Origin of the sequence: Streptomyces sp. NPDC048664 (genome assembly GCF_040650555.1) — a bacterium.
GTDB lineage: Bacteria > Actinomycetota > Actinomycetes > Streptomycetales > Streptomycetaceae > Streptomyces.
This window is the reverse complement of the sequence record NZ_JBEZHK010000016.1, coordinates 1-19,390: the sequence shown is the minus strand read 5'-3', so window position 1 is coordinate 19,390 and position 19,390 is coordinate 1. Positions and strand designations below refer to the sequence as shown.

Here is a 19,390-nt window from a genome sequence, read left to right as displayed (position 1 = left end):
GCGTTTTCGGCGCGGGCTAGGTTTCGTGGCATGGCTCCCACTCAAACGGCGTCCGTGCTCGTCGCCTCCAACCGCGGTCCGCTCTCGTACGCGCTGGAGGACACCGGGCGGCTCACCGCCCGGCGCGGCGGGGGCGGACTGGTCTCCGGACTGTCGGCCATCGGCCCGGACACGGACGCGGTCTGGGTCTGCGCGGCGCTCGGCGACGGCGACCGGGAGGCCGTCCGGCGCACGGGCGGGGCGCTCGACCCGGAGGACACCGGCGGTCAGCGGGTGCGGATGCTCGACATCGCCTCCGACGTGTACGCGGACGCCTACAACGGCATCGCCAACTCGGTGCTGTGGTTCGTGCACCACATGCTCTACCAGACCCCTCTGGAGCCGGTCTTCGACGCCGCGTTCCGCCGCCAGTGGGCGGCGTACGAGGCGTACAACCGCGCGTTCGCCGAGGCGCTGGCCCAGGAGGCGGCGCAGGGCGCGGCCGTCCTGATCCAGGACTACCACCTCGCCCTGGCGCCCCGGATGCTGCGCGGGCTGCGCCCCGACCTGCGCATCGGCCACTTCTCGCACACCCCGTGGGCACCGCCGGACTACTTCCGGCTGCTGCCCGACGACATCGCGGCGCAGCTGCTCGGCGGCATCCTGGGCGCGGACCGGGCGGCGTTCCTGACCCGGCGCTGGGCGGACGCCTTCACGGACTGCTGCCATGCCGTCCTCGGCCCCGGCATCCCCGCGGGCACCCGGATCGGGGTGCACGGGCTGGGGGCGGACGCCGACTTCCTGCGCCGGCGCGCGCACGAGCCGGACGTGGACGAGCGCATGGCGGCCCTGCGCGAGCAGATCGGCTCGGCCCCCGACGGCAGTGCCCGCAAGGCGATCGTGCGGGTGGACCGCACCGAGCTGTCGAAGAACATCGTGCGGGGCCTGCTGGCGTACGAGGAGCTGCTCGACACCCGCCCCGAGTGGCGCGAGCGCGTCTGCCACATCGCGTTCGCCTACCCCTCCCGCCAGGACCTGGCCGTCTACCGCGACTACACGGCCGAGGTCCAGCGGGTGGCCGACGCGGTCAACTCCCGCTTCGGCACACCGGACTGGACCCCTGTCGTGCTGCATGTGAAGGACGACTTCGCGCGCTCGCTGGCCGCCTACCGGCTGGCGGACGTGGCCCTGGTCAACCCCATCCGGGACGGGATGAACCTGGTCGCCAAGGAGGTGCCGGTGGTCTCCGACGAGGGCTGTGCGCTGGTGCTGTCCCGGGAGGCGGGGGCGCACGAGGAACTGGGCGACGACGCGCTCACCGTGAACCCGTACGACATCGGCGGTACGGCCCGGGCGCTGCACGAGGCCCTGTCGATGGGGCCGCAGCAGCGCGCGGACCGTACCAAGCGGCTGGCGGCGCAGGCCACGGCGCTGCCCCCGGCCCGGTGGTTCCTGGATCAGCTGGCGGCGCTGGAGGGGTGAGTCACCCGGGCGCGTCGGTGATCCGGCGGGCCAGTGCCTCCAGCAGTCGCACCACTCCCTGCGGCCCGTCCACCACCAGGTCCGCCCTCCTGGCCAGTTCCGTGACCTCCGTGCTGCCGCTGCACACGAGCAGGCCGGGTACGCCCTCGGAGCGGAGCTTGTCCACGGCGGCGAAGGCGGGGAGGTCGCCGAGGTCGTCGCCCGCGTAGAGGACGGCGTCGGCGCCGGTGCGGCGGACGTGGTCCAGCAGAGCCGCCCCCTTGTCCATGCCCGGCGGGCGCAGCTCCAGGACCAGGCGTCCCGGTTCGAGGATCAGGCCGTGGCGCAGGGCGAGGTCGGCGAGGGGTTCGCGCAGGGCCTCGAAGGCGGCGTCCGGGTCGTCGGCGCGCCGGGTGTGCACGGCGACGGAGCGCCCCTTCTCCTCGATCCAGGTGCCCTTCCAGGAGCCGATGCTCTGGAGGAAGCCGGGCAGCTCGGCGCGGACGGCGGCGACCCCGGGGTGCGGGGCGGGGGCGTCGACGGTGCCGGTGCGGGCGCTGAAGCGTTCGGCGCCGTAGTGGCCGAGGACCACGAGGTCGGCCAGCCCGGGCACGTCCGCGAGGCCCCCGTGGCGCACGGCGACCGCGGCGGGGCGGCCGGTGATCACCACGACGGAGGCGACGTGCGGGGCGAGCGCGGCGAGGGCGGGGACCGCGCCGGGGTGGGCGCGGGCCTGGTCGGGGTCGGGGACGATCGGGGCGAGCGTCCCGTCGAAGTCGAACGCGAGGACGGCCCGGCCGGGCCTCGCGAGGATGGCGTCGAGGCCGTCGCGCCCGGCCTCGGTGGCGGGGGTCGGCACGGAGTCCACGGCTTCCGGTTCCATAGGGCTGCCCATACGACGACCCTATCCACGTCGGGGCGCGCGCACCCAGGGCCGTGTCAGCGCTCGGCGCGGCGGGATTCGCGCACGCGGCGGAGCCGGTTGACGGTCACCGGGGCGTGGGCGAGGGCCCGGGGGTCGTCGAGGAGGGCGTTGAGCAGCTGGTAGTACCGGACGGGGGCGAGCCCGAGCTGCTCGCGGATCGCCCGCTCCTTGGCACCGGGCCCGGGGAACCCGCGGCCCTCCAGGGCGAGGACGGCCTCCTCGCGCGGCGTGAGCTCTTCCATGGGGGAACGGTAGCCCCGGGGACCGACAGTCGGCCGTCCCGCGGGCCGACCGGGCAGCCGGCCGGCCCGTGGGACGGCGTCCCTCATCCCGCCGTGGCGCTGTCCGCCGTCGTCGCCGTCTGCTGCACCTGGCTCAGTACCGCGCCCGGGTTGCCGCCGGGGCCGACGGCCTGGCCGATCCGCTTCTTGACGTCGGCGCTGACGCCGGCCCAGGAGGTCTTGCCCGCCGGGTACATCCGCGCGGTCGGGAGCTCGTCCAGGAACGGCTTGAGAGCGGCGTCCTGGGACGAGGCCGCCATGGTCTGCTGGGCCGAACTCGTCACCGGCAGCAGGTCGTACTCGCGCGAGAACGCGAGCACGTTCCTCTCGCTGTACGTGAAGTCGAGGAAGTCGCGGATCTGGGCCTGGTGGCCGCCCTGCTTGAACGCCGCCATCCAGTCGCTGACGCCCATCGTGGAGTTCGCCGGGCCGTCCTGTCCGGGCAGCGGGACCATGCCGAAGTCGACGCCCTTCGCCTTCGCGGCCTTCATCAGCGAGGGGTGACCGTTCAGCATGCCGACCTCGCCCCGGGTGAAGGCGGCGAACGCGTCGGCGCGGTTGAGCTGCGCCGGCGCGACCGGACCGGTGAGCCCCCTGCCCACCAGGTCGTCCCGGAGCCAGGTGAAGGTGGCCACGTTCCGGGGGGAGTCGATGTCGTACGAGCCGAGGGCGCCGAGGTAGCCGTCACCGCCGCCGGCGGCGCTGTCACCGGCCAGCATCCACTGCATGGTCTCCGCCTGCGCCTCCTCGGGGCCCAGCGGCAGCGCGAAGGGGAACTTCACGCCCTTGGCCTTCAGCGCCTGGGCGTCCGAGGCCAGCTCGCTCCAGGTGGTCGGAGGGGTGATGCCCGCCTGGGAGAAGAGCGTCTTGTTGTAGAAGAGCAGCCGGGTGGAGGCGGCGAACGGCATGCCGTACTGCACGTTGTCCACCTCCCCCGCCTCGCTCAGCTCCGAGGTGAAGTCGGCCTGCACGGGGATGGAGAGCACGTCGCCCGCCTCGTAGAGCTTGCCCGCCGCCGCGTAGTCGGCGTACGCCCCGATCTGCGCCATGTCCGGCGCGTGGCCCGCCGCGACCATGTCCTTGACCTTGCGGTCGACGTCCTTCCAGGAGTAGACGCTGACATCGACCTTGACGCCCGGGTGCTGCTCCTCGAAGCCGCGCGCCAGCCGGTCCCAGTACTTCGCGGAGCTGTTGGCGGGCGAGTCCCCGTAGTCCGCGGCCACCAGGCGCAGGGTCACCTCTCCGGAGCCGGAGCCCGCTCCTCCACATCCGGCGAGGGTTCCCGCCATCGCGAGTGCGGACACCCCCGCGATCAGACCGCTTCCCCACACCGTCCGACGTGACCTGCCCCGCTGCACCGCTGCGACCCACCCTCTGTTTGCCTTGTGAACGTCCATAAGGTCTACACCACATAAGTGGACTAGACCTCTCGCGGGTCAGGCTTCACACTGTCTCCGTGAGACATGTCATCGCCCTGGACGTGGGCGGCACCGGGATGAAGGCCGCCCTGGTGGGGGCCGGGGGCGAACTGCTGCACCAGGAACGCCGGGCCACCGGGCGCGAGCGCGGCCCCGACGCCTCCGTGGAGTCGATCCTCGGCTTCGCCGCCGACCTGCGCGAGCACGGCGTACGGCACCTCGGCGAGCCCGCGCTCGCCGCCGGGGTCGCCGTCCCCGGGGTGGTCGACACCGGGCGCGGTGTCGCCGTCTACTCGGCCAACCTCGGCTGGCGTGACGTGCCCCTGCGCGACCTGCTCAGCGCCCGTCTCGGCGGTGCGCCCGTCGCGCTGGGGCACGACGTGCGCACCGGCGGGCTCGCCGAAGGCCGCGTGGGCGCGGGGCGGGGGATCGACCGGTTCCTGTTCGTCCCGGTGGGGACCGGGATCGCGGGCGCCGTCTGCGTGGAGGGCCGGGTGGAGTCCGGCGCGCACGGCATGGCGGGCGAGATCGGCCACATCGTCGTGCGGCCGGACGGGGTCCGGTGCCCGTGCGGTCAGCGCGGCTGCCTGGAGCGGTACGCCTCCGCGGCGGCGGTGGGCCAGGCATGGGCCGAGGCGTCCGGGACACCGGGCGCGGACGCTGCGGACTGCGCCAGGGCCGTGGCGTCGGGCGACCCGGAGGCCGCGGCGGTCTGGCGCCGGGCCGTGGACGCGCTGGCCGACGGGCTGGTCGCCGGCCTCACCCTGCTGGACCCCCGGGCACTGATCATCGGTGGCGGGCTCGCCGAGGCCGGGGAAACCTTGTTCACACCGCTGCGGGACGCGGTCCGGCGGCGGCTGACCTTCCAGCGGGAGCCCGACATCGTCCCCGCCGCGCTGGGCGACACCGCCGGATGCCTGGGTGCGGGCCTGATCGCCTGGGACCTGCTCGCCCCCACCGACCGGGACACCGCGCCCCGGAGCACCACCGACCGCAGCACCACCGACCCCTCGGAGGTATCCGCCTGATGGCCACGAGCAAGGTTCTCGCCGGTGCCCGGGTGGTGCTGCCCACCGGGATCGTGGACGGCGGCAGCGTCGTCGTGCGGGGCACGCGGATCGCCGGGAGCGCGCCCCCGGACGCGCGGACCATCGACGCGCGGGGCCACTGGCTGGTCCCGGGCTTCGTCGACCTGCACAACCACGGTGGCGGCGGCGCGTCCTTCTCCGGCTCGGCCGAGGACGCCCTGCGGGCCGTGCGCACCCACCGGCAGCACGGCACCACCACCCTCGTCGCCTCCACCGTCACCGACGACATGGACGTCCTCGTACGGCAGGCCGGACTGCTGTCCGAGCTGGCCGAGCAGGGCGACATCGCGGGCGTGCACTTCGAGGGGCCGTTCATCTCACCGTGCCGCAAGGGCGCCCACTCCGAGGGCCTGCTGCGCGACCCCGAACCCGCCGAGGTCCGCAAGCTGCTCGACGCGGCCCGCGGCCAGGCCCGTATGGTCACGCTCGCCACCGAACTGCCTGGCGGCACCGACGCGGTACGGCTGCTCGCCGACCACGGCGTGATCGCGGCGATCGGGCACACGGACGCGACGTACGAGCAGACGAGCGCCGCCATCGAGGCGGGCGCCACGGTGGCCACCCACCTCTTCAACGCGATGCCTCCCCTGGGCCATCGGGCGCCCGGCCCCATCGCCGCCCTGCTGGAGGACGAGCGGGTCACGGTCGAGCTGATCGACGACGGCGTCCATCTGCACCCGGCCGCACTGCGGTTGGCGTTCCACCACGCGGGCGCCGGCCGGGTCGCGCTCATCACGGACGCGATGGACGCGGCGGGCGCGGGCGACGGCCGGTACCTGCTCGGCCCGCTGGAGGTGGAGGTGGCCGACGGGGTGGCACGCCTGGTGGAGGGCGGTTCGATCGCCGGGTCGACGCTGACCCTGGACCGCGCCTTCCACCGCGCGGTCACCGTGGACCGCCTGCCCGTCCCGGACGTCGTCGCCGCCATCTCGGCCAACCCGGCGAGGCTGCTGGGCCTCGACCACCGGGTGGGCTCCCTGGAACCCGGCAAGGACGCCGACCTGGTCGTCCTGGACGCCGACTTCACCCTGAGGGGCGTGATGCGGCGGGGGGAATGGGTGGTCGATCCCCGACTGGGCTGATGTGCCCGGCCGGTGGCCTCCGGCGCCGGCCGCACCGGTGCGGCCGGTACGGGCACCCGGGGCTGGGCCGGACCCGGCTGTCTTTGGCATGATCGGGCCTCCGTACGCGTTTCGAGGGAGGTCCGCGGGTGATCCTGACGGTCACGCTGAACGCCGCTCTCGACATCACCTACCGGGTACCGTCGCTCCGGCCGCACGCCACGCACCGGGTGACCGAGGTGGCCGAACGGCCCGGCGGCAAAGGGCTGAACGTGGCCCGGGTGCTCGCCGCGCTCGGCCACGAGGTGACGGCCACGGGCTTCGCGGGCGGTGTGACGGGCCGCTGCCTGCGCGAGGGACTCGCCGCCACACCCGGCCTGGTCGACGCGCTGCTCCCGGTCGAGGGCGTCACCCGGCGCACCATCGCCGTCGTCGACGCGGCGAGCGGCGACACCACCCAACTCAACGAACCGGGCCCGGAGATATCCCCGGCCGAGTGGGCGGCCCTCCGCTCGGCCTACGACGACCTGCTGCCCACCGCCTCGGCCGTCGCCCTGTGCGGCAGCCTGCCGCCGGGGGTCCCGGTGGGCGCGTACGCCGATCTCGTGCGCGCCGCCCGCGCGTCGAACGTGCCGGTCCTCCTCGACACAAGCGGGGAGCCGCTGCGCCGGGCCGTCGCCGCCCGCCCCGACATCGTCAAGCCCAACGCCGAGGAACTCGCCGAACTCACCGGCTTCCACGAACCGTTGCGGGCCGCCCGGGACGCGCGCCGGCGCGGGGCGCGGGCGGTGGTCGCCTCCCTCGGCGCGCAGGGTCTGCTCGCGGTCACCCCGGAGGGCCACTGGCGCGCCGCGCCCCCGGCACGGCTGCGCGGGAACCCGACCGGCGCCGGCGACGCGGCGGTGGCGGGCCTGCTGTCGGGACTCGTGGAACGACTGCCCTGGCCGGACCGCCTGGCCCGCGCCGCCGCCCTGTCCGCGGCGACCGTGCCGGCGCCCGTGGCGGGCGAGTTCGACCGGGACGGCTACGAGGAGCTGCTGGGGGGCGTGGCGGTGACGGACGGGGTCGGCGCGGTGTGAGGACTCAGCCGTTCTGCAGGTACATCTGGTCGATGTTCGCGTTGCACTGGTCACCCGGGTTGCAGACGAGCTGGACGGTGTTGGTGCCCTTGGTCAGCTCGACGTTGGCCCAGGTGGTCTGCCAGCCCTTCTCCCAGTCCCCCTGGGGGGAGCCGGCGAAGTTCTTCATGTTCAGCTTCTGGGTCCTGGACTTGCCGTTGACCACCAGCGTCGCGTTGGCGTCCACGCCCGGGATGCCGTAGCGCACGTACAGCCGGTAGGTGCCCGCGGTGTCCACGGAGTTGATCGTCCAGGTCAGTTTGGCGCCGACCTGGTTGAAGCCGGCCACGTAGATCCCGCCGGCGGACTTGGCGCCCTTCACGTCCGAGGCCGTGGTGGCGCCGCCCTCGATGCGCAGCGCCTTCGCGTCGATCTTCGGCAGCTCCGCGGGAGCGGCGGAGCCGCCCGCCGAGTCGCTCGGCGAGGCGCTCTGCGCGTTGGACGGCCCGGAGCCCGCCCGGTGGTCGCCCTTGTCCCCGCCGCCGCCGATGATCGCGACGCCGATGCCGATCACGACCGCGGCGACCACCGCGATGGCGCCGATCAGCAGGCCCTTGGTGTTGGGTCCGCGGCGGCCGGGACCGTCCTGGCCCGCCCCCGGGCCCTGGCGTGTCCCGGCGCCGCCGGGCATGGTCTCGGGCGCGGCGTAGTGCGCGTTCGGCTGGCCGTAGGGCTGCTGCTGGGGCACCTGGCCGTAGGCGGCCGTCTGGGTGCCCTGCTGGCCGTACGCCTGCTGGCCCTGGGGCTGCTGCTGGCCGTACTGGCGCTGGCCGACCGCGCGCACTCTGTTGACGGAGCCCGGGTAGCCGTAGCCGCCGGAGGGCGGCTGGGCGCCGTTGGCCTGACCGTCGGCGTAGAGATAGCCGAACGGGTCGTCGTCCTCGGGCGTGCTCGCGCCGTTGTTGCCGGGCGTCATCCCTAGGTCTCCTCAAGCGGTGCGGGTCCAGATGCGTACGTGGCTGAATGGCGAGCCTACCCGCTCCCAGAGGCCCAAACAGGCGTTCTCCTCATGACCTGTACAAGGACTCGACGGCTGACCTGCGCCGTCCTTGCCGCTACCCCGCCCGTCGATGCTGTTTGGGACGAGATCGTTTCTCCACGTACATCCGCTCGTCGGCGGATTTCAACACCTCGTCCGCCGTCATGCCGCAGTGCGCCCAGCTGATGCCGAAGCTCGCGCCGACCCGCATGGCGCGGCCGTCGACGCGGATCGGCTGGATGATCTCGTTGCGCAGGCGTACGGCGAGGTCCTGGGCGTCGGCCTGGCCGAGCCCGTCGGCGAGCACGACGAACTCGTCACCGCCGAGCCGGGCGACCGTGTCCCCGTCCCGCACCCCGTGGCTGAGCCGCCGGGCGACCTCGATCAGGACCGCGTCGCCCGCGTTGTGCCCGAAGCGGTCGTTGATCGACTTGAAGCCGTCGAGGTCGCAGAACAGCACCGCGAGGCCCTTGGTGCCGTCGTCGGTCCCCTCGGCGGGGGCACCGGTGTGCACATGGTGGTCGAAGCCGTCGTACGGCCCGGGTCCGGGGCCCGGCTGGAAGTCGAAGCCGTGCCCGTCGTAGGCCGGATGCCCGCCCTCGTAGGTCCCGTACCCGCCGAAGGCCCCGAAGCCGCCCTGGCCGCCGTAGGGGTCCAGGGTGTCGGACGCGCCCGGCGGCAGGGAGTGCGGGCGCTGGCAGATGCGGGCGGACAACCGGGAGCGCAGTTCGGCGGAGTTGGGCAGGCCGGTGAGCGAGTCGTGGGAGGCCCGGTGGGCGAGCTGGAGCTCGCGGCGCTTGCGCTCCTCGATGTCCTCTACGTGTGTGAGCAGGAAGCGGGGCCCGTCGGCGGCGTCGGCGACCACCGAGTTGCGCAGCGACACCCAGACGTAGCTGCCGTCCCGGCGCCCGAGCCGCAGTTCCGCCCGCCCGCCCTCGGCGGAGGTGCGCAGCAGCGTGCCGATGTCCTCGGGGTGGACGAGGTCGGAGAAGGCGTAGCGGCGCATGGCGGAGGCGGGGCGGCCGAGCAGGCGGCACAGGGCGTCGTTGGTGCGCAGGATCCGGCCCTGCTGGTCGCCGCCCATCTCGGCGATGGCCATGCCGGAGGGGGCGTACTCGAAGGCCTGCCGGAAGGATTCCTCACTGGCCCGCAGGGCCTGCTGTTCGCGCTCCAGGCGGACCAGGGCCCGCTGCATGTTGGCCCGCAGCCGGGCGTTGCTGATGGCTATGGCCGCCTGGAAGGCGTACATCTGGAGCGCCTCACGGCCCCAGGCGCCGGGCAGCCGCCCGTTGCGCGGCCGGTCCACGGAGATGACGCCGACGAGTTCGCCGGGTCCGCCCTGCACGCCCGGGGTGGCCATGGGCGCGAAGAGCCGGTCGGCGGGGTGCCACTCGTCCTCGAAGCGGGGGTCGGGGCCCGCGGTGTGCCACTGCGGGACGTCGTCGTCGTCGAGCACCCAGCCCTCGGTGTGCGGTATGAACCGCAGGTCGCCCCAGGCCTCGCCCATGTTCAGCCGGCGCTCCCAGGAGGCGCGCGAGCCGACGCGGCCGGTGATGAGCGCCTCGGCCGCGGAGTTGCCGGCGAGGGCCGCGACGACGAGGTCTCCGTCGGGGCGTACGAGGTTGACGGCGGCCATCTCGTAGCCGAGGCCGGTCACGATGCCGTCGGCGACGGTCTGCAGGGTGTCCGCCAGGCTGCGGGCGGTGTTCATGTCCGCCATGACCCGGTGCAGCTGCCGCAGGGTCGCAAGACGGACATACGGCTCCGACTCGCTCTCCATGCGCCCTCCCCTCGACATCTCGCGGCAACTCAGGGATGCGTCGGCGTGCCACGGCTCCCCGTTTCCCCCGGCGCGCTACTCGGCGTACTCCTCGGGTAGCGTCGTGCAGCGTCCCCGCCACTGAATCACAGCGCGCTGCCCACTAGGTACACAGGGTCAACAAAATAAGGCACCTGTGACTCAAGTCACAGTCGAACGTGAACAATTGAGTATGGAATCCGTGATTTCCCTGTGCGTTTAACGCATGCATTCTGCGGATCCCCGCAGATCCCCCGATCACTCATCGATCGATTTTGATCGTGCACGATCATTTTCGACCGTCCGCCCCACCTCGCGATCTCCTCGATCCTACGCGCCAACCGCGGGGAGGCCGGGGGGCGTTGAGCTGACGGCGAACTCCGGGGCGAAAGCCCGGGCGGGATGCGCCAGGGCCGCCGCACACCCCCCGGGTGGGCCTCCACCGATGGTCCTAGGCCCCGGCTCGGGCGCGGGGCCGATGTGCGGCGCGCGGGGCGCCGACTAGCGTTCCCGACGTGCTGAAGACTTCCTCCGCCCCGCTCATACCGGCCGCTCCGCCCGCCTCCGGGCATCCTGAGGGTGTGAGCGACGACGCGTTCCGGGCCGCCATGTCCCGGTTGGCCGCGGGCGTGGTCCTGGTGACCTCGCACGAGCCCGCGCTGGACCCCGAGGGTCCGCCGGGCGAGGACGTCGGCATGACGGCGACGGCCTTCATGTCGGTGTCCCTGGACCCGCCCCTGGTGCTGGTCAGCCTGCGCGAGGGCTCCCGCATGGACGACCTGCTCGCCGAGCAGCCCCTGTGGGCCGTCTCCGTGCTCGCCCAGAGCCAGCGGCACATCGCGGGACGGTTCGCGATGAAGGGCCGCATCAGCGACCGGCTGCTGTTCGAGGACATCGCGCACAGCCGCGGCGCGGTCTCGGGCGCCCCGCTGGTCGGTGGCGCGCTGGCGACCCTGGAGTGCCGCACGGAGCAGCGGGTGCCGGCGGGCGACCACACGCTGGTGATCGGCAGGGTGCTGGCGGCCGGGCTGCCGAGCACGGAGGGCGGGCCGCTGACGTACTTCCGTGGCCGGTACCGCCACCTGGGCTGAGGGCCGGGGCAGGGGCACGGCGGTCGGAGGCAATTGCGCGGGCCGCGGAATTGCCCTTCGGGGCAGCGCGACAGCAATTCACGGGAAATGGGGGCCGTCCCGCAATGCCCGGTCGGCGTGCGGGACGACGGGGCGACCGTCAGCCCCAGTCCCGCGCGGAGCGCCCCCGTTTCGTTTCCGCACGCTGCTTCTTCTCGCGCAGTCTGCGTTCGTTGATGCCCCGGGGGATGCGGGTCGGTTTCCGGGGTTTGGGCGGCGGTGCCGTCGCCTCGGCGAGCAGGGCCGCGAGCCGTACGGCGGCGGCCTCTCGGTTGCGCCACTGCGAGCGGTGCTCGCTCGCGCGCACGCTGACCACGCCGTCGGTCAGCCGGCCGGCGAGCCGCGCGAGGGCCCGCTCCTTCCACACCGGGGGCAGCGCCTCGGTCGCCGCGAGGTCGAACTTCAATTCGACCTGGGTGTCGCTGGTGTTGACATGCTGTCCGCCCGGACCCGACGACCTGGAGAAACGCCACAGGAGCTCGGCCTCGGGAAGCGAGACGGAGCCGCGAATGACATACGGACCGGACATGCCGCCATGGTCGCGCGCCGACGCCCTCCGTGTCATCCCGATAACACGCCCGCCCGGGGGACACCGCCGGGCGGGGTAAAGAAAGTAAAGGGGCGCGGAACCAAAGGCACCCCCCTCGGCGTTCATACGGGTGGCTGTAGCTTCGTGCCGTACGGAGCGCACGGACACGCACCGTGTCACGCGAACAAGGGAAGGGACTCCCGACCATGGCTGTAAGCCTGTCCAAGGGTGGCAACGTCTCGCTCACCAAGGAGGCTCCGGGCCTGACCGCCGTCACCGTGGGTCTCGGCTGGGACGTCCGCACCACCACCGGCACCGACTTCGACCTCGACGCGTCCGCGATCGCGGTCAACACCCAGGGCAAGGTCTACTCCGACCAGCACTTCGTCTTCTTCAACAACAAGCAGACCCCGGACAGCTCGATCGTCCACACCGGCGACAACCGCACGGGCGAGGGCGCGGGCGACGACGAGGCGATCAACGTCAACCTGGCCGCTCTCCCGGCCGACATCGACAAGATCGTCTTCCCGGTCTCCATCTACGACGCCGAGAGCCGCTCGCAGAACTTCGGCCAGGTGCGCAACGCCTACATCCGCATCGTCAACCAGGCCGGCGGCGCCGAGATCGCCCGCTACGACCTGTCGGAGGACGCGGCCACCGAGACGGCCATGGTCTTCGGCGAGCTGTACCGCAACGGCGCGGAGTGGAAGTTCCGCGCGGTGGGCCAGGGCTACGCCTCGGGCCTGGTCGGCATCGCCCAGGACTTCGGGGTCAACGTCTGACCCTTTCGGGCAACCCGAGCCCGGCCCCCGGCCGCGATGCGCCGCGTCCGGGGGCCCGGACCGCTCACTTCCGCGCCGGCCTGCCCTCGCCGTACAGCCAGTCGCGCCAGAGCGCGGTGAAGTCGTGGTCCGGTTCCTTCTTCTCGACGTACGCCGTGAAGTCCGCGGTGCTCGCGTTGCCGTGGCGGTGGTCGGCCGCCCAGCCCTTGAGGAGGGCGAAGAAATCCCGGTCGCCGATCGCCTGGCGGATCCGGTGCAGGACCATCGCGCCGCGTTCGTAGACGGGGCTGTCGGAGATGTGCGCGGCGCTCGGCGGACTGCCGGGCGGGAACGCCCAGACGGCCTTGCCCTCGTCGGGATCGTCGTAGTAGTCCCCCGCGTAGAGCGCGTCGAAGGTCTCCTGCGCCGTGTCACCGCCGTGCTCCTCGTCCCACAGCCACTCCGCGTAGGTCGCGAAGCCCTCGTTGAGCCACATGTCCCGCCAGCTGCGGGGGGTGACGGAGTCGCCGTACCACTGGTGGGCGAGTTCGTGGACCAGGGTCAGGGTGTCGGGCGCGCCGGGGAAGACCGGGCGGTTCTGGGTCTCCAGGGCGTACCCGGACTCATGGGGCCGGGCCACGATCGCGCCGACGGAGGAGAACGGGTACGGGCCGAAGGTCCGCTCCTCCCAGCCCATGACGTCCGGCAGCTTCGCCAGCACCCCGCGGCTCGCGTCGGCCTGGTCCGGGGTGACGGCCGTGTAGACGGGCAGGCCGTTCGGGAGGGTGGTGCGGGTGATGTCGTACGCGCCGATCGCGAGGACCGCGACATAGCTCGCCATCGGCTGGGCGGTGTGCCAGGTGTAGGTGGTGAGCGCGCCCCTGGTCGACCGGTGCGTCAGCTCCCCGTTGGACACGGCCTGGAGGTTCTTGGGGACCGTGATCTCGATGTCGTACGTCGCCTTGTCGGACGGATGGTGGTTGCCGGGGAACCAGGCCATCGAGCCGGCCGGCTCGCCGAGGGCCAGCGCGCCGTCCCGCGTCCCGAGCCATCCCTCCTTGGCGTCGTCCGCGTCGGTGACGGTCCGCGGTGTGCCCGAGTAGTGCACCGTCGTGCGGAACGTCTCGCCCTTGTCCAGGTCCCGGGCCGGGCGGACGGTCAGCTCCTGGCCGGCGCGGTTCCAGCGGGCGCCGCGTCCTTCGACCGTCACGTCGCCGACGTCCAGTCCCGTGAGGTCCAGGTCGAAGGCGGAGAGGTCCTGGGTGGCGCGGGCCGTGATCACGGCGGTGCCGGTGAGGTGGTGGCGGCCGGGGTCGTAGGCGAGGGTCAGGCCGTAGTGGGTGACGTCGTAGCCGCCGTTGCCGAGCCGGGGGAAGTACGGGTCGTGCACGCCGGGGCCGCCGGGGGTGCCGTGCACGCCGGCGTCGCACGCGGTGAGCGCGAGGGCGAGCGCGAGGGCCGGGACGAGGCGTACGGATCTGGGCACGAGCGTGATCCTATGGCGCGGGTCGCGAGCGGTGGCCCGTGAGGGCGCGGGCGGCGGGAGCGTGACACCATCGCCCCGTGCTCGACATCGGCTACGCCCTCTCCAACCGCTTCCCCGACCCCCCGCAGACCGACTACCGCCGCGCGGACGTCCACGCGCTGCGTCACGACCTGTTCTGCGGGGACGTCTACCTCGCCGACACCAAGGCGGACCGGGAGTTGTCCACAGCCTGGGGATGGGTGCCGGTGCTCGACTTCGCGTGGGCGCTGTGCGACATCGCGGAGCACCTGGACCGCGACCCGCTCGGCAGCCGGGCCGCCCGGCCGCAGTACGCGGAACTGGACTTCACCGAGTCCACCGACCGCCTGCTCTTCGAGCGCCGCTTCGGCTGGGTGGACATCGAGGCGGAGTGGCTGCCCGGCGACGAGCCGCCGCTGTCCTTCTCCCACACCGAACTGCGCCGCGAATCGCGTGACTTCCTGCACGACCTGCTCGCCGACCTCACGGACCTGCACGACGACCTCGGCGAGAACCCGGCCATCTGGACCCTCCAGTCCCGCTTCCCCCGACTCCGCTGACCCGCAGCGCGCCCCGAAGGGGCGCGGTGCACCGCGCTGCCGGGCATCCTCCGAGCAGGCCTTCGCGACGGGCCCCTTAGGCTCGGCCCATGGCTGAACAGATCTCCCGTCATCAGCGGTCCGCCCTCGCCGGGTTGGCGTCCGGCGAGCAGCTCCTCACCTTCGGCGTCGTGGTGCCGGCCAAGCACGCGAAGGGCGTCCGAATGGGCCGCATCGGCGGGGAGCTCGGCACCGAGCTGGTGCGCGGCGTCGGCGCCGAGTCGGGTGGGCCCGGCAGCATCGCGGCGGGCCTGCCCCGGTCGTCGGGCGCGCTGCTGCTGCGCGTCACGGACCAGCGCGTCGGGCTCGTCCAGCCCCTGGACGGCGTGCCGGTCCACGAGATACCCCGCGCCTGGGCCGCCCGCGTCGAACGCCGCCCGCGCCTCCAGCTCATGGCCCGCTTCCGGCTGCACTTCGTGGACGGCTCCTGGCTCGCCTTCCTGACCTTCCGCCGCCGCACGATCGAGACGTTCCAGGGCGCCATCGGCGGTTAGGACCCGCGAATGCCCCTCGGGGCTGTCCCCGCGCCGCGTTGTCAGTGGCGGGGTGCAGCATGGGGGCATGGCGCGCAAGGAGCGGAACGAGCGGGTGGTGAAGGCGGCGCGGCGGCCCGAGGTGCGGCTGCCGGAGCTGGTGGCGTGGGCGGACGGGGAGCTGGTGCCGGACGGGGACTACGACGGGCTGGAGTTCCGGGACGCGGACCTGGTGGGGCAGGACGGCGGGGGCGCCCGGTTCATGGACTGCGCGCTGACGGGCTGCGCTCTGGACGAGACGCTGCTGCCGCGGGCACGCGTGCTGGACTGCGTGCTCACCGGCCTGCGGGGGGTGGGCACGGACCTCGCCGAGGCGACCCTGCGCGATGTGGAGCTGGTGGACGCCCGGCTCGGTGGGACGCAGCTGCACGGCGCGGTGCTGGAGCGGGTCGTGGTGCGCGGCGGCAAGATCGACTACCTGAACCTGCGCACGGCCAGACTCAAGGACGTCGTCTTCGAGGGCTGTGTCCTCGTCGAGCCGGACTTCGGGGGTGCCCGGCTGGAGCGCGTGGAGTTCGTGGACTGCGTCCTGAAGGACGCGGACCTGACGGCGGCGACCCTGGTGGACGTGGATCTGCGGCGCGCGGCGGAGCTCGGCATCACCCGCGGGGTGGGGCGGCTGTCGGGCGCGGTGATCAGCCACGCCCAGCTCCTGGACCTGGCACCCGTGCTGGCCGCGGAGCTGGGGCTGCGGGTGGCGGGCGACGACTGAGCCGGACGTCCGGCGACCGGCCCCCGCGGGCCGCGCGAGGTCAGTGGCGCCCCGTCACCCGGTCCGCCAGCCGGGCCAGGCGGGACGAGGTGGTGCCGGGCGTGGTCAGTTCGCGGCGGTCGGCCGCGCGGTAGGTGGCGTACAGGCCGTGCACGCCCAGCCAGCGCAGCGGCTCCGGCTCCCACTTGCGCACCCGGTGGTTCACCCAGGGCAGCGCGGTCAGGTCGGTGGGGCCGCTCTGCCCCGAGTCCTGCTGGACGAGGTCGCTCAGCCGGGCGGGGAGGCCGTCGTCGGCGTACCCGTAGGAGACCCCGCCGTTGACGGCGCCGCTCGCTGCGCTGCTCATGCGCGGGACGTCAACCCCTGAGGGCGGTCAGTGTCTCCTTCGGATTCCATGGTTCTCCGCGCCCCAGGGTCAGCGGATAGCAGGCGAGTCCGATGAGCACGGAGATGACGTGCCCGAAGTCGGTGAAGGTGGGCGCGGAGGCGAGGGGCAGGGTGTAGGCGAGCAGCACGAACGCGAGATACGCATAGCGCCAGGGCGCGGCGATGCGGTAGGTGAGCACGGCGATCACCCCGGCGAGTGCGTAACTCACCCCGACGTCGAGGGTGTTGACCGCGGAGTACGGCACGGCGCCCTGCCGTATCGCCCGCAGCAGGACTCCCTCGCTGGCCAGGGTCGCGAGGACGTGCGCGGCCACGCACACGGTGAGCCAGCGCGCGGTGCCCAGCCAGTGCTCCGCCTGCGCGTGGAAGACGGTGTAGAGCGCGGCGTAGGGCAGCCAGCGCCCCCCGTCGATCCACATCGCACTGGTGACGAACACACGTACGGGGTTGGCGGAGAGCTCCCGGATGTTGGTGGAGCGCTGCCGCAGGAAACGCTCCTCGAAGTGGGGCGACATGTGGTGCAGGGCGATGGTGGTGACGAACAGGATGAACAGCCAGAGGTAGGTGCCCGGGGCCGCCCGGACATAGGCGACCACCGCTTCGAGCCCACGCCTCGGCCGCAGGAACCTGTTCACGTCCTCAGTATGGTCAAGGACGCGACCGCCGTGCCCGGCGAACAGGCCCGCTTCCAGGGGCAACCGGCGAACGGGTGACATCGCGGCCGGGCGCGCCCCCGTCGGGCACGCCGCCGCCGGACACGGTCGGACACGCCGCCGGATGGCCGATCCGGCGTTCGGCGGGTGATCAGGTCATAGCGTAAAGAATATGACGAAAAGCCACATCGCCCGCCTTGTGTGCAGCACGGCACTCCTGGGAACGGCGGTCGGCTGTGCGGCCACCGAACCCCCCGCCGCGGGCCCCGCCGCCCGCACGGTGCACCCGGGGGAGTCGATCCAGCGGGCGGTGGACGCCGCGAGGACCGGCGACACCATCGCCCTCTCCCCCGGCACCTACCGCGAGAGCGTCCGGATCACCACCTCCGGACTGACCCTGCGCGGCACGGGCACGGACACCGTCATCTCCCCCGCCGCCCCCTCCTCATCGAACGCGTGCGCGAAGGCCGGCAGCGGCATCTGCGTCGAGGGGACGTCCGGACGCCCGGTGGAGGACACCACCATCGAGTCGCTGACCGTGGCCGGGTTTCCCAGGAACGGGGTGTGGTCGGCCTGGACCGACCGGCTGACCGTCCGGCAGGTGACCGCCGAGAAGAACGGCCAGTGGGGCATCGCCCAGGAGCACTCCACCCACGGGGCCCTCCTGGACAACACCGCCCGCAGCAGCGGCAACGCGGGCCTGTACATCGCCAACACCGCCACCACCGCCGAGGCGGCGGCCCTGGACACCCAGGGGACCGTCCTCACGCGCAACCGGCTCCAGGACAACCGGGTCGGCATCACGCTGCGCCGCGTACGGGACCTGACCGTCGCGAGCAACGACGTCACCGGGAACTGCGCGGCCGTGTTCGTCATCGGCGACGAGAACAAGCCCCGGGCCGGCGCGCTGACCGTCAGCGACAACTTCATCCACGCGAACAACAAGGTGTGCCCGGCGGCCGGCCGGCTGCCCGTCATCCAGGGCGCCGGAATCGTGCTGTCCGGCGTCGAGGACACCCAGGTCACCCGGAACGTGATCACCGACAACGCGGGCAGCTCCCCGTACGCGGGCGGAGTCGTGCTCTTCAAGAGCATGGTCGGCATCCCCGGCGCACGGAACCGCGTCACCGGCAACACGCTGAAGCACAACTCCCCGGCCGACCTCGTCGACGCGGACAAGGGAAAGACCAACAGCCTGCAGGGCAACACCTGCCAGGTCTCCAAGCCCGCCGGGCTGTGCTGAGGGGCCGGCTCCCGCCGGCCCCGCCCGTAGCGAACCAGACAGGAGAGGCGGCCCATGACGACCGCGACCACCGCCGCGCCGACCACCGCGAGCCCCGCCCCACCGCCGTCCATGCGGCTGAGGGAACTCGTCTTCGGCGCGGCGTGCGCCGCAGCCCTCCGGGCGGCGGCACGACTGCGCCTGCCCGACGCGCTCGGCGACGACCCTGCCTCCGTGGAGGACCTGGCGACCGCCACCGGAGCCGAACCCCGGCCCCTGCGAAGGCTGCTGCGGGCCCTGGCCTGCTACGGCGTCTTCGCCGAGCAGGAGGACGGCTCCTTCGTCCACACCGACATGTCCCGGCTGCTGCGCGAGGACGACCCGAACAGCCTGCGCTTCATCTCCCTGTGGTGCACCGAGCCCTGGACCTGGGCCGCCTGGCCGAAGCTGGACGAGGCGGTGCGCAGCGACCACAACGTCGTCCAGGAGCTGTTCGGGAAGGAGTTCTTCGACTACCTCCACGAGGACGCGCCCGAGTCGGCCGACGTCTTCAACCGCGCCATGACGACGTCGAGCGAGCAGTCGGCGCGCGACGTGGCCGCGCTCCTGGACCTGTCGGGCAGTTCCTCGGTCGCCGACATCGGGGGCGGCCAGGGGCATGTGCTGGCCGGCCTGCTGGAGAAGTACCCCTCGATGCGGGGCACCCTGCTCGACCTGCCCCGCGTGGTGGAGCACGCGGATGCCCGGCTGCGCCGGGGCGGATCCCTCGCGGACCGGGCCGACGTCGTGCCCGGTGACTGCCGCGCGGCCATCCCGGTGCGGGCGGACGTCTACGTCATCAAGAACATCCTGGAGTGGGACGACGACAGCACCGCGCGCACCCTGCGCAACGTCATCGACGCGGGCGGCCCCGGGGCGCGGGTCGTGGTCATCGAGAACCTCGTGGACGACACCCCGTCCATGCGGTTCAGCACGGCCATGGACCTGCTGCTCCTGCTCAACGTCGGCGGCGCCAAGCACACCACCCGGAGCATGGTCGAACGGCTGACGGCCGCCGGCCTGGTCATCGACTCGGTCCGCCCGGTGAACCCGTATCTGCACGCCTTCGACTGCGTCGTCCCGGCCTGACCGGCCTCTCCCACGGCCCTCGCACACCGGTCGCCGGGCCCGCCGACTGCGCGGGCCCGGCGGCGCGGGTGGGTGGTTTTTTGGAAACGGGTAAATGAATATTAGCGAGTTGTGTTTTTGGTGG

At 73.0% G+C, this 19,390-nt stretch carries 19 protein-coding genes and 1 pseudogene; 11 read left to right on the top strand and 9 right to left on the bottom strand.

Going from position 1 to position 19,390, the window contains the following annotated elements:
• Positions 1–30 precede the first annotated feature (30 nt).
• Positions 31–1,461, top strand: coding sequence for a trehalose-6-phosphate synthase (locus tag AB0C59_RS18780; protein ID WP_363005842.1), 1,431 nt, complete (start codon positions 31–33; stop codon positions 1,459–1,461).
• A 1-nt stretch (position 1,462) separates the two neighbouring features.
• Here the strand turns inward: AB0C59_RS18780 and otsB are convergent, their stop codons facing one another.
• The 3 genes from otsB to AB0C59_RS18765 all read right to left on the bottom strand — a co-directional run bounded on the left by otsB (position 1,463) and on the right by AB0C59_RS18765 (position 3,935).
• The gene (gene otsB, locus AB0C59_RS18775) at positions 1,463–2,335 is read right to left on the bottom strand and encodes a trehalose-phosphatase (RefSeq protein ID WP_363005840.1); all 873 of its coding nucleotides are present in this window, start codon (positions 2,333–2,335) and stop codon (positions 1,463–1,465) included.
• A 44-nt stretch (positions 2,336–2,379) separates the two neighbouring features.
• Positions 2,380–2,607, bottom strand: a complete 228-nt coding sequence (locus tag AB0C59_RS18770; RefSeq protein WP_363005838.1) for a DUF3263 domain-containing protein — start codon at positions 2,605–2,607, stop codon at positions 2,380–2,382.
• Between the two features lie 83 nt (positions 2,608–2,690).
• Positions 2,691–3,935: an extracellular solute-binding protein gene (locus AB0C59_RS18765; protein WP_363006096.1), complete on the bottom strand. Its 1,245-nt coding sequence runs from the start codon at positions 3,933–3,935 to the stop codon at positions 2,691–2,693.
• Between the two features lie 167 nt (positions 3,936–4,102).
• Between AB0C59_RS18765 and AB0C59_RS18760 the strand changes: the two genes are divergently transcribed.
• The 3 genes from AB0C59_RS18760 (at position 4,103) to AB0C59_RS18750 (ending at position 7,292) form a co-directional block, all read left to right on the top strand.
• Positions 4,103–5,092 (top strand): ROK family protein, encoded by a 990-nt coding sequence (locus AB0C59_RS18760; RefSeq protein ID WP_363005836.1) that lies wholly within the window; start codon positions 4,103–4,105, stop codon positions 5,090–5,092.
• The gene (gene nagA, locus AB0C59_RS18755) at positions 5,092–6,234 is read left to right on the top strand and encodes an N-acetylglucosamine-6-phosphate deacetylase (protein ID WP_363005834.1); all 1,143 of its coding nucleotides are present in this window, start codon (positions 5,092–5,094) and stop codon (positions 6,232–6,234) included. Before AB0C59_RS18760 ends, nagA begins: the two co-directional genes overlap by 1 nt.
• Before the next feature lie 128 nt (positions 6,235–6,362).
• A complete protein-coding gene (locus AB0C59_RS18750; protein ID WP_363005832.1) occupies positions 6,363–7,292 on the top strand; it encodes a 1-phosphofructokinase family hexose kinase in 930 nt (309 codons plus the stop codon).
• Between the two features lie 4 nt (positions 7,293–7,296).
• Here the strand turns inward: AB0C59_RS18750 and AB0C59_RS18745 are convergent, their stop codons facing one another.
• Both AB0C59_RS18745 and cdgB read right to left on the bottom strand, forming a co-directional pair.
• On the bottom strand, positions 7,297–8,247 hold the full coding sequence (locus AB0C59_RS18745; RefSeq protein ID WP_363005830.1) for a carbohydrate-binding protein: 951 nt from the start codon (positions 8,245–8,247) through the stop codon (positions 7,297–7,299).
• Positions 8,248–8,386: 139 nt separating this feature from the next.
• Entirely contained in the window at positions 8,387–10,090 is a 1,704-nt protein-coding gene (gene cdgB, locus AB0C59_RS18740; protein WP_363005828.1) for a diguanylate cyclase CdgB, read from the bottom strand.
• A 626-nt stretch (positions 10,091–10,716) separates the two neighbouring features.
• Between cdgB and AB0C59_RS18735 the strand changes: the two genes are divergently transcribed.
• On the top strand, positions 10,717–11,199 hold the full coding sequence (locus tag AB0C59_RS18735) for a flavin reductase family protein (protein ID WP_363006094.1): 483 nt from the start codon (positions 10,717–10,719) through the stop codon (positions 11,197–11,199).
• A 139-nt stretch (positions 11,200–11,338) separates the two neighbouring features.
• Here AB0C59_RS18735 and arfB read toward each other — a convergent pair whose 3' ends face one another.
• Entirely contained in the window at positions 11,339–11,767 is a 429-nt protein-coding gene (gene arfB / locus AB0C59_RS18730; protein WP_363005826.1) for an alternative ribosome rescue aminoacyl-tRNA hydrolase ArfB, read from the bottom strand.
• 206 nt (positions 11,768–11,973) lie between these two features.
• Here arfB and AB0C59_RS18725 point away from each other — a divergent pair, with 206 nt between their 5' ends.
• Complete coding sequence (locus AB0C59_RS18725) at positions 11,974–12,549, top strand: TerD family protein (RefSeq protein WP_363005824.1); 576 nt, start codon at positions 11,974–11,976, stop codon at positions 12,547–12,549.
• Between the two features lie 64 nt (positions 12,550–12,613).
• On the opposite strand, the gene AB0C59_RS18720 is transcribed toward AB0C59_RS18725, so the two are convergent.
• Positions 12,614–14,014 carry a M1 family metallopeptidase gene (locus tag AB0C59_RS18720; protein ID WP_363005823.1) on the bottom strand — a complete coding sequence of 467 codons (1,401 nt, stop codon included), beginning with the start codon at positions 14,012–14,014 and terminating at the stop codon, positions 12,614–12,616.
• Between the two features lie 77 nt (positions 14,015–14,091).
• Here AB0C59_RS18720 and AB0C59_RS18715 point away from each other — a divergent pair, with 77 nt between their 5' ends.
• The 3 genes from AB0C59_RS18715 to AB0C59_RS18705 all read left to right on the top strand — a co-directional run bounded on the left by AB0C59_RS18715 (position 14,092) and on the right by AB0C59_RS18705 (position 15,876).
• Positions 14,092–14,592 carry a hypothetical protein gene (locus AB0C59_RS18715; protein ID WP_363005822.1) on the top strand — a complete coding sequence of 167 codons (501 nt, stop codon included), beginning with the start codon at positions 14,092–14,094 and terminating at the stop codon, positions 14,590–14,592.
• 89 nt (positions 14,593–14,681) lie between these two features.
• Complete coding sequence (locus tag AB0C59_RS18710) at positions 14,682–15,125, top strand: hypothetical protein (protein ID WP_363005820.1); 444 nt, start codon at positions 14,682–14,684, stop codon at positions 15,123–15,125.
• Between the two features lie 67 nt (positions 15,126–15,192).
• Positions 15,193–15,876, top strand: coding sequence for a pentapeptide repeat-containing protein (locus tag AB0C59_RS18705; RefSeq protein WP_363005818.1), 684 nt, complete (start codon positions 15,193–15,195; stop codon positions 15,874–15,876).
• Positions 15,877–15,916: 40 nt separating this feature from the next.
• Here the strand turns inward: AB0C59_RS18705 and AB0C59_RS18700 are convergent.
• Both AB0C59_RS18700 and AB0C59_RS18695 read right to left on the bottom strand, forming a co-directional pair.
• A pseudogene (locus tag AB0C59_RS18700) lies at positions 15,917–16,153 on the bottom strand (FAD-dependent oxidoreductase); the annotation flags it as partial.
• Positions 16,154–16,232: 79 nt separating this feature from the next.
• The gene (locus AB0C59_RS18695; protein WP_363005816.1) at positions 16,233–16,898 is read right to left on the bottom strand and encodes a rhomboid-like protein; all 666 of its coding nucleotides are present in this window, start codon (positions 16,896–16,898) and stop codon (positions 16,233–16,235) included.
• A 190-nt stretch (positions 16,899–17,088) separates the two neighbouring features.
• On the opposite strand from AB0C59_RS18695, the gene AB0C59_RS18690 reads away from it, so the two are divergent.
• Together AB0C59_RS18690 and AB0C59_RS18685 are read left to right on the top strand one after the other, a co-directional pair.
• A complete protein-coding gene (locus AB0C59_RS18690) occupies positions 17,089–18,159 on the top strand; it encodes a right-handed parallel beta-helix repeat-containing protein (protein ID WP_363005814.1) in 1,071 nt (356 codons plus the stop codon).
• Between the two features lie 54 nt (positions 18,160–18,213).
• Positions 18,214–19,266 carry a methyltransferase gene (locus tag AB0C59_RS18685; protein ID WP_363005812.1) on the top strand — a complete coding sequence of 351 codons (1,053 nt, stop codon included), beginning with the start codon at positions 18,214–18,216 and terminating at the stop codon, positions 19,264–19,266.
• Positions 19,267–19,390 lie beyond the last annotated feature (124 nt).

What these genes read in the sequence shown, in the direction of transcription:
- AB0C59_RS18780 (WP_363005842.1), top strand. Translation starts at nt 31, where the DNA reads ATGGCTCCCACTCAAACGGCGTCCGTGCTCGTCGCCTCCAACCGCGGT.
- otsB (WP_363005840.1), bottom strand. Translation starts at nt 2,335, where the DNA reads ATGGGCAGCCCTATGGAACCGGAAGCCGTGGACTCCGTGCCGACCCCC.
- AB0C59_RS18770 (WP_363005838.1), bottom strand. Translation starts at nt 2,607, where the DNA reads ATGGAAGAGCTCACGCCGCGCGAGGAGGCCGTCCTCGCCCTGGAGGGC.
- AB0C59_RS18765 (WP_363006096.1), bottom strand. Translation starts at nt 3,935, where the DNA reads ATGGCGGGAACCCTCGCCGGATGTGGAGGAGCGGGCTCCGGCTCCGGA.
- nagA (WP_363005834.1), top strand. Translation starts at nt 5,092, where the DNA reads ATGGCCACGAGCAAGGTTCTCGCCGGTGCCCGGGTGGTGCTGCCCACC.
- AB0C59_RS18745 (WP_363005830.1), bottom strand. Translation starts at nt 8,247, where the DNA reads ATGACGCCCGGCAACAACGGCGCGAGCACGCCCGAGGACGACGACCCG.
- cdgB (WP_363005828.1), bottom strand. Translation starts at nt 10,090, where the DNA reads ATGGAGAGCGAGTCGGAGCCGTATGTCCGTCTTGCGACCCTGCGGCAG.
- AB0C59_RS18735 (WP_363006094.1), top strand. Translation starts at nt 10,717, where the DNA reads ATGTCCCGGTTGGCCGCGGGCGTGGTCCTGGTGACCTCGCACGAGCCC.
- arfB (WP_363005826.1), bottom strand. Translation starts at nt 11,767, where the DNA reads ATGTCCGGTCCGTATGTCATTCGCGGCTCCGTCTCGCTTCCCGAGGCC.
- AB0C59_RS18725 (WP_363005824.1), top strand. Translation starts at nt 11,974, where the DNA reads ATGGCTGTAAGCCTGTCCAAGGGTGGCAACGTCTCGCTCACCAAGGAG.
- AB0C59_RS18710 (WP_363005820.1), top strand. Translation starts at nt 14,682, where the DNA reads ATGGCTGAACAGATCTCCCGTCATCAGCGGTCCGCCCTCGCCGGGTTG.
- AB0C59_RS18705 (WP_363005818.1), top strand. Translation starts at nt 15,193, where the DNA reads ATGGCGCGCAAGGAGCGGAACGAGCGGGTGGTGAAGGCGGCGCGGCGG.
- AB0C59_RS18690 (WP_363005814.1), top strand. Translation starts at nt 17,089, where the DNA reads ATGACGAAAAGCCACATCGCCCGCCTTGTGTGCAGCACGGCACTCCTG.
- AB0C59_RS18685 (WP_363005812.1), top strand. Translation starts at nt 18,214, where the DNA reads ATGACGACCGCGACCACCGCCGCGCCGACCACCGCGAGCCCCGCCCCA.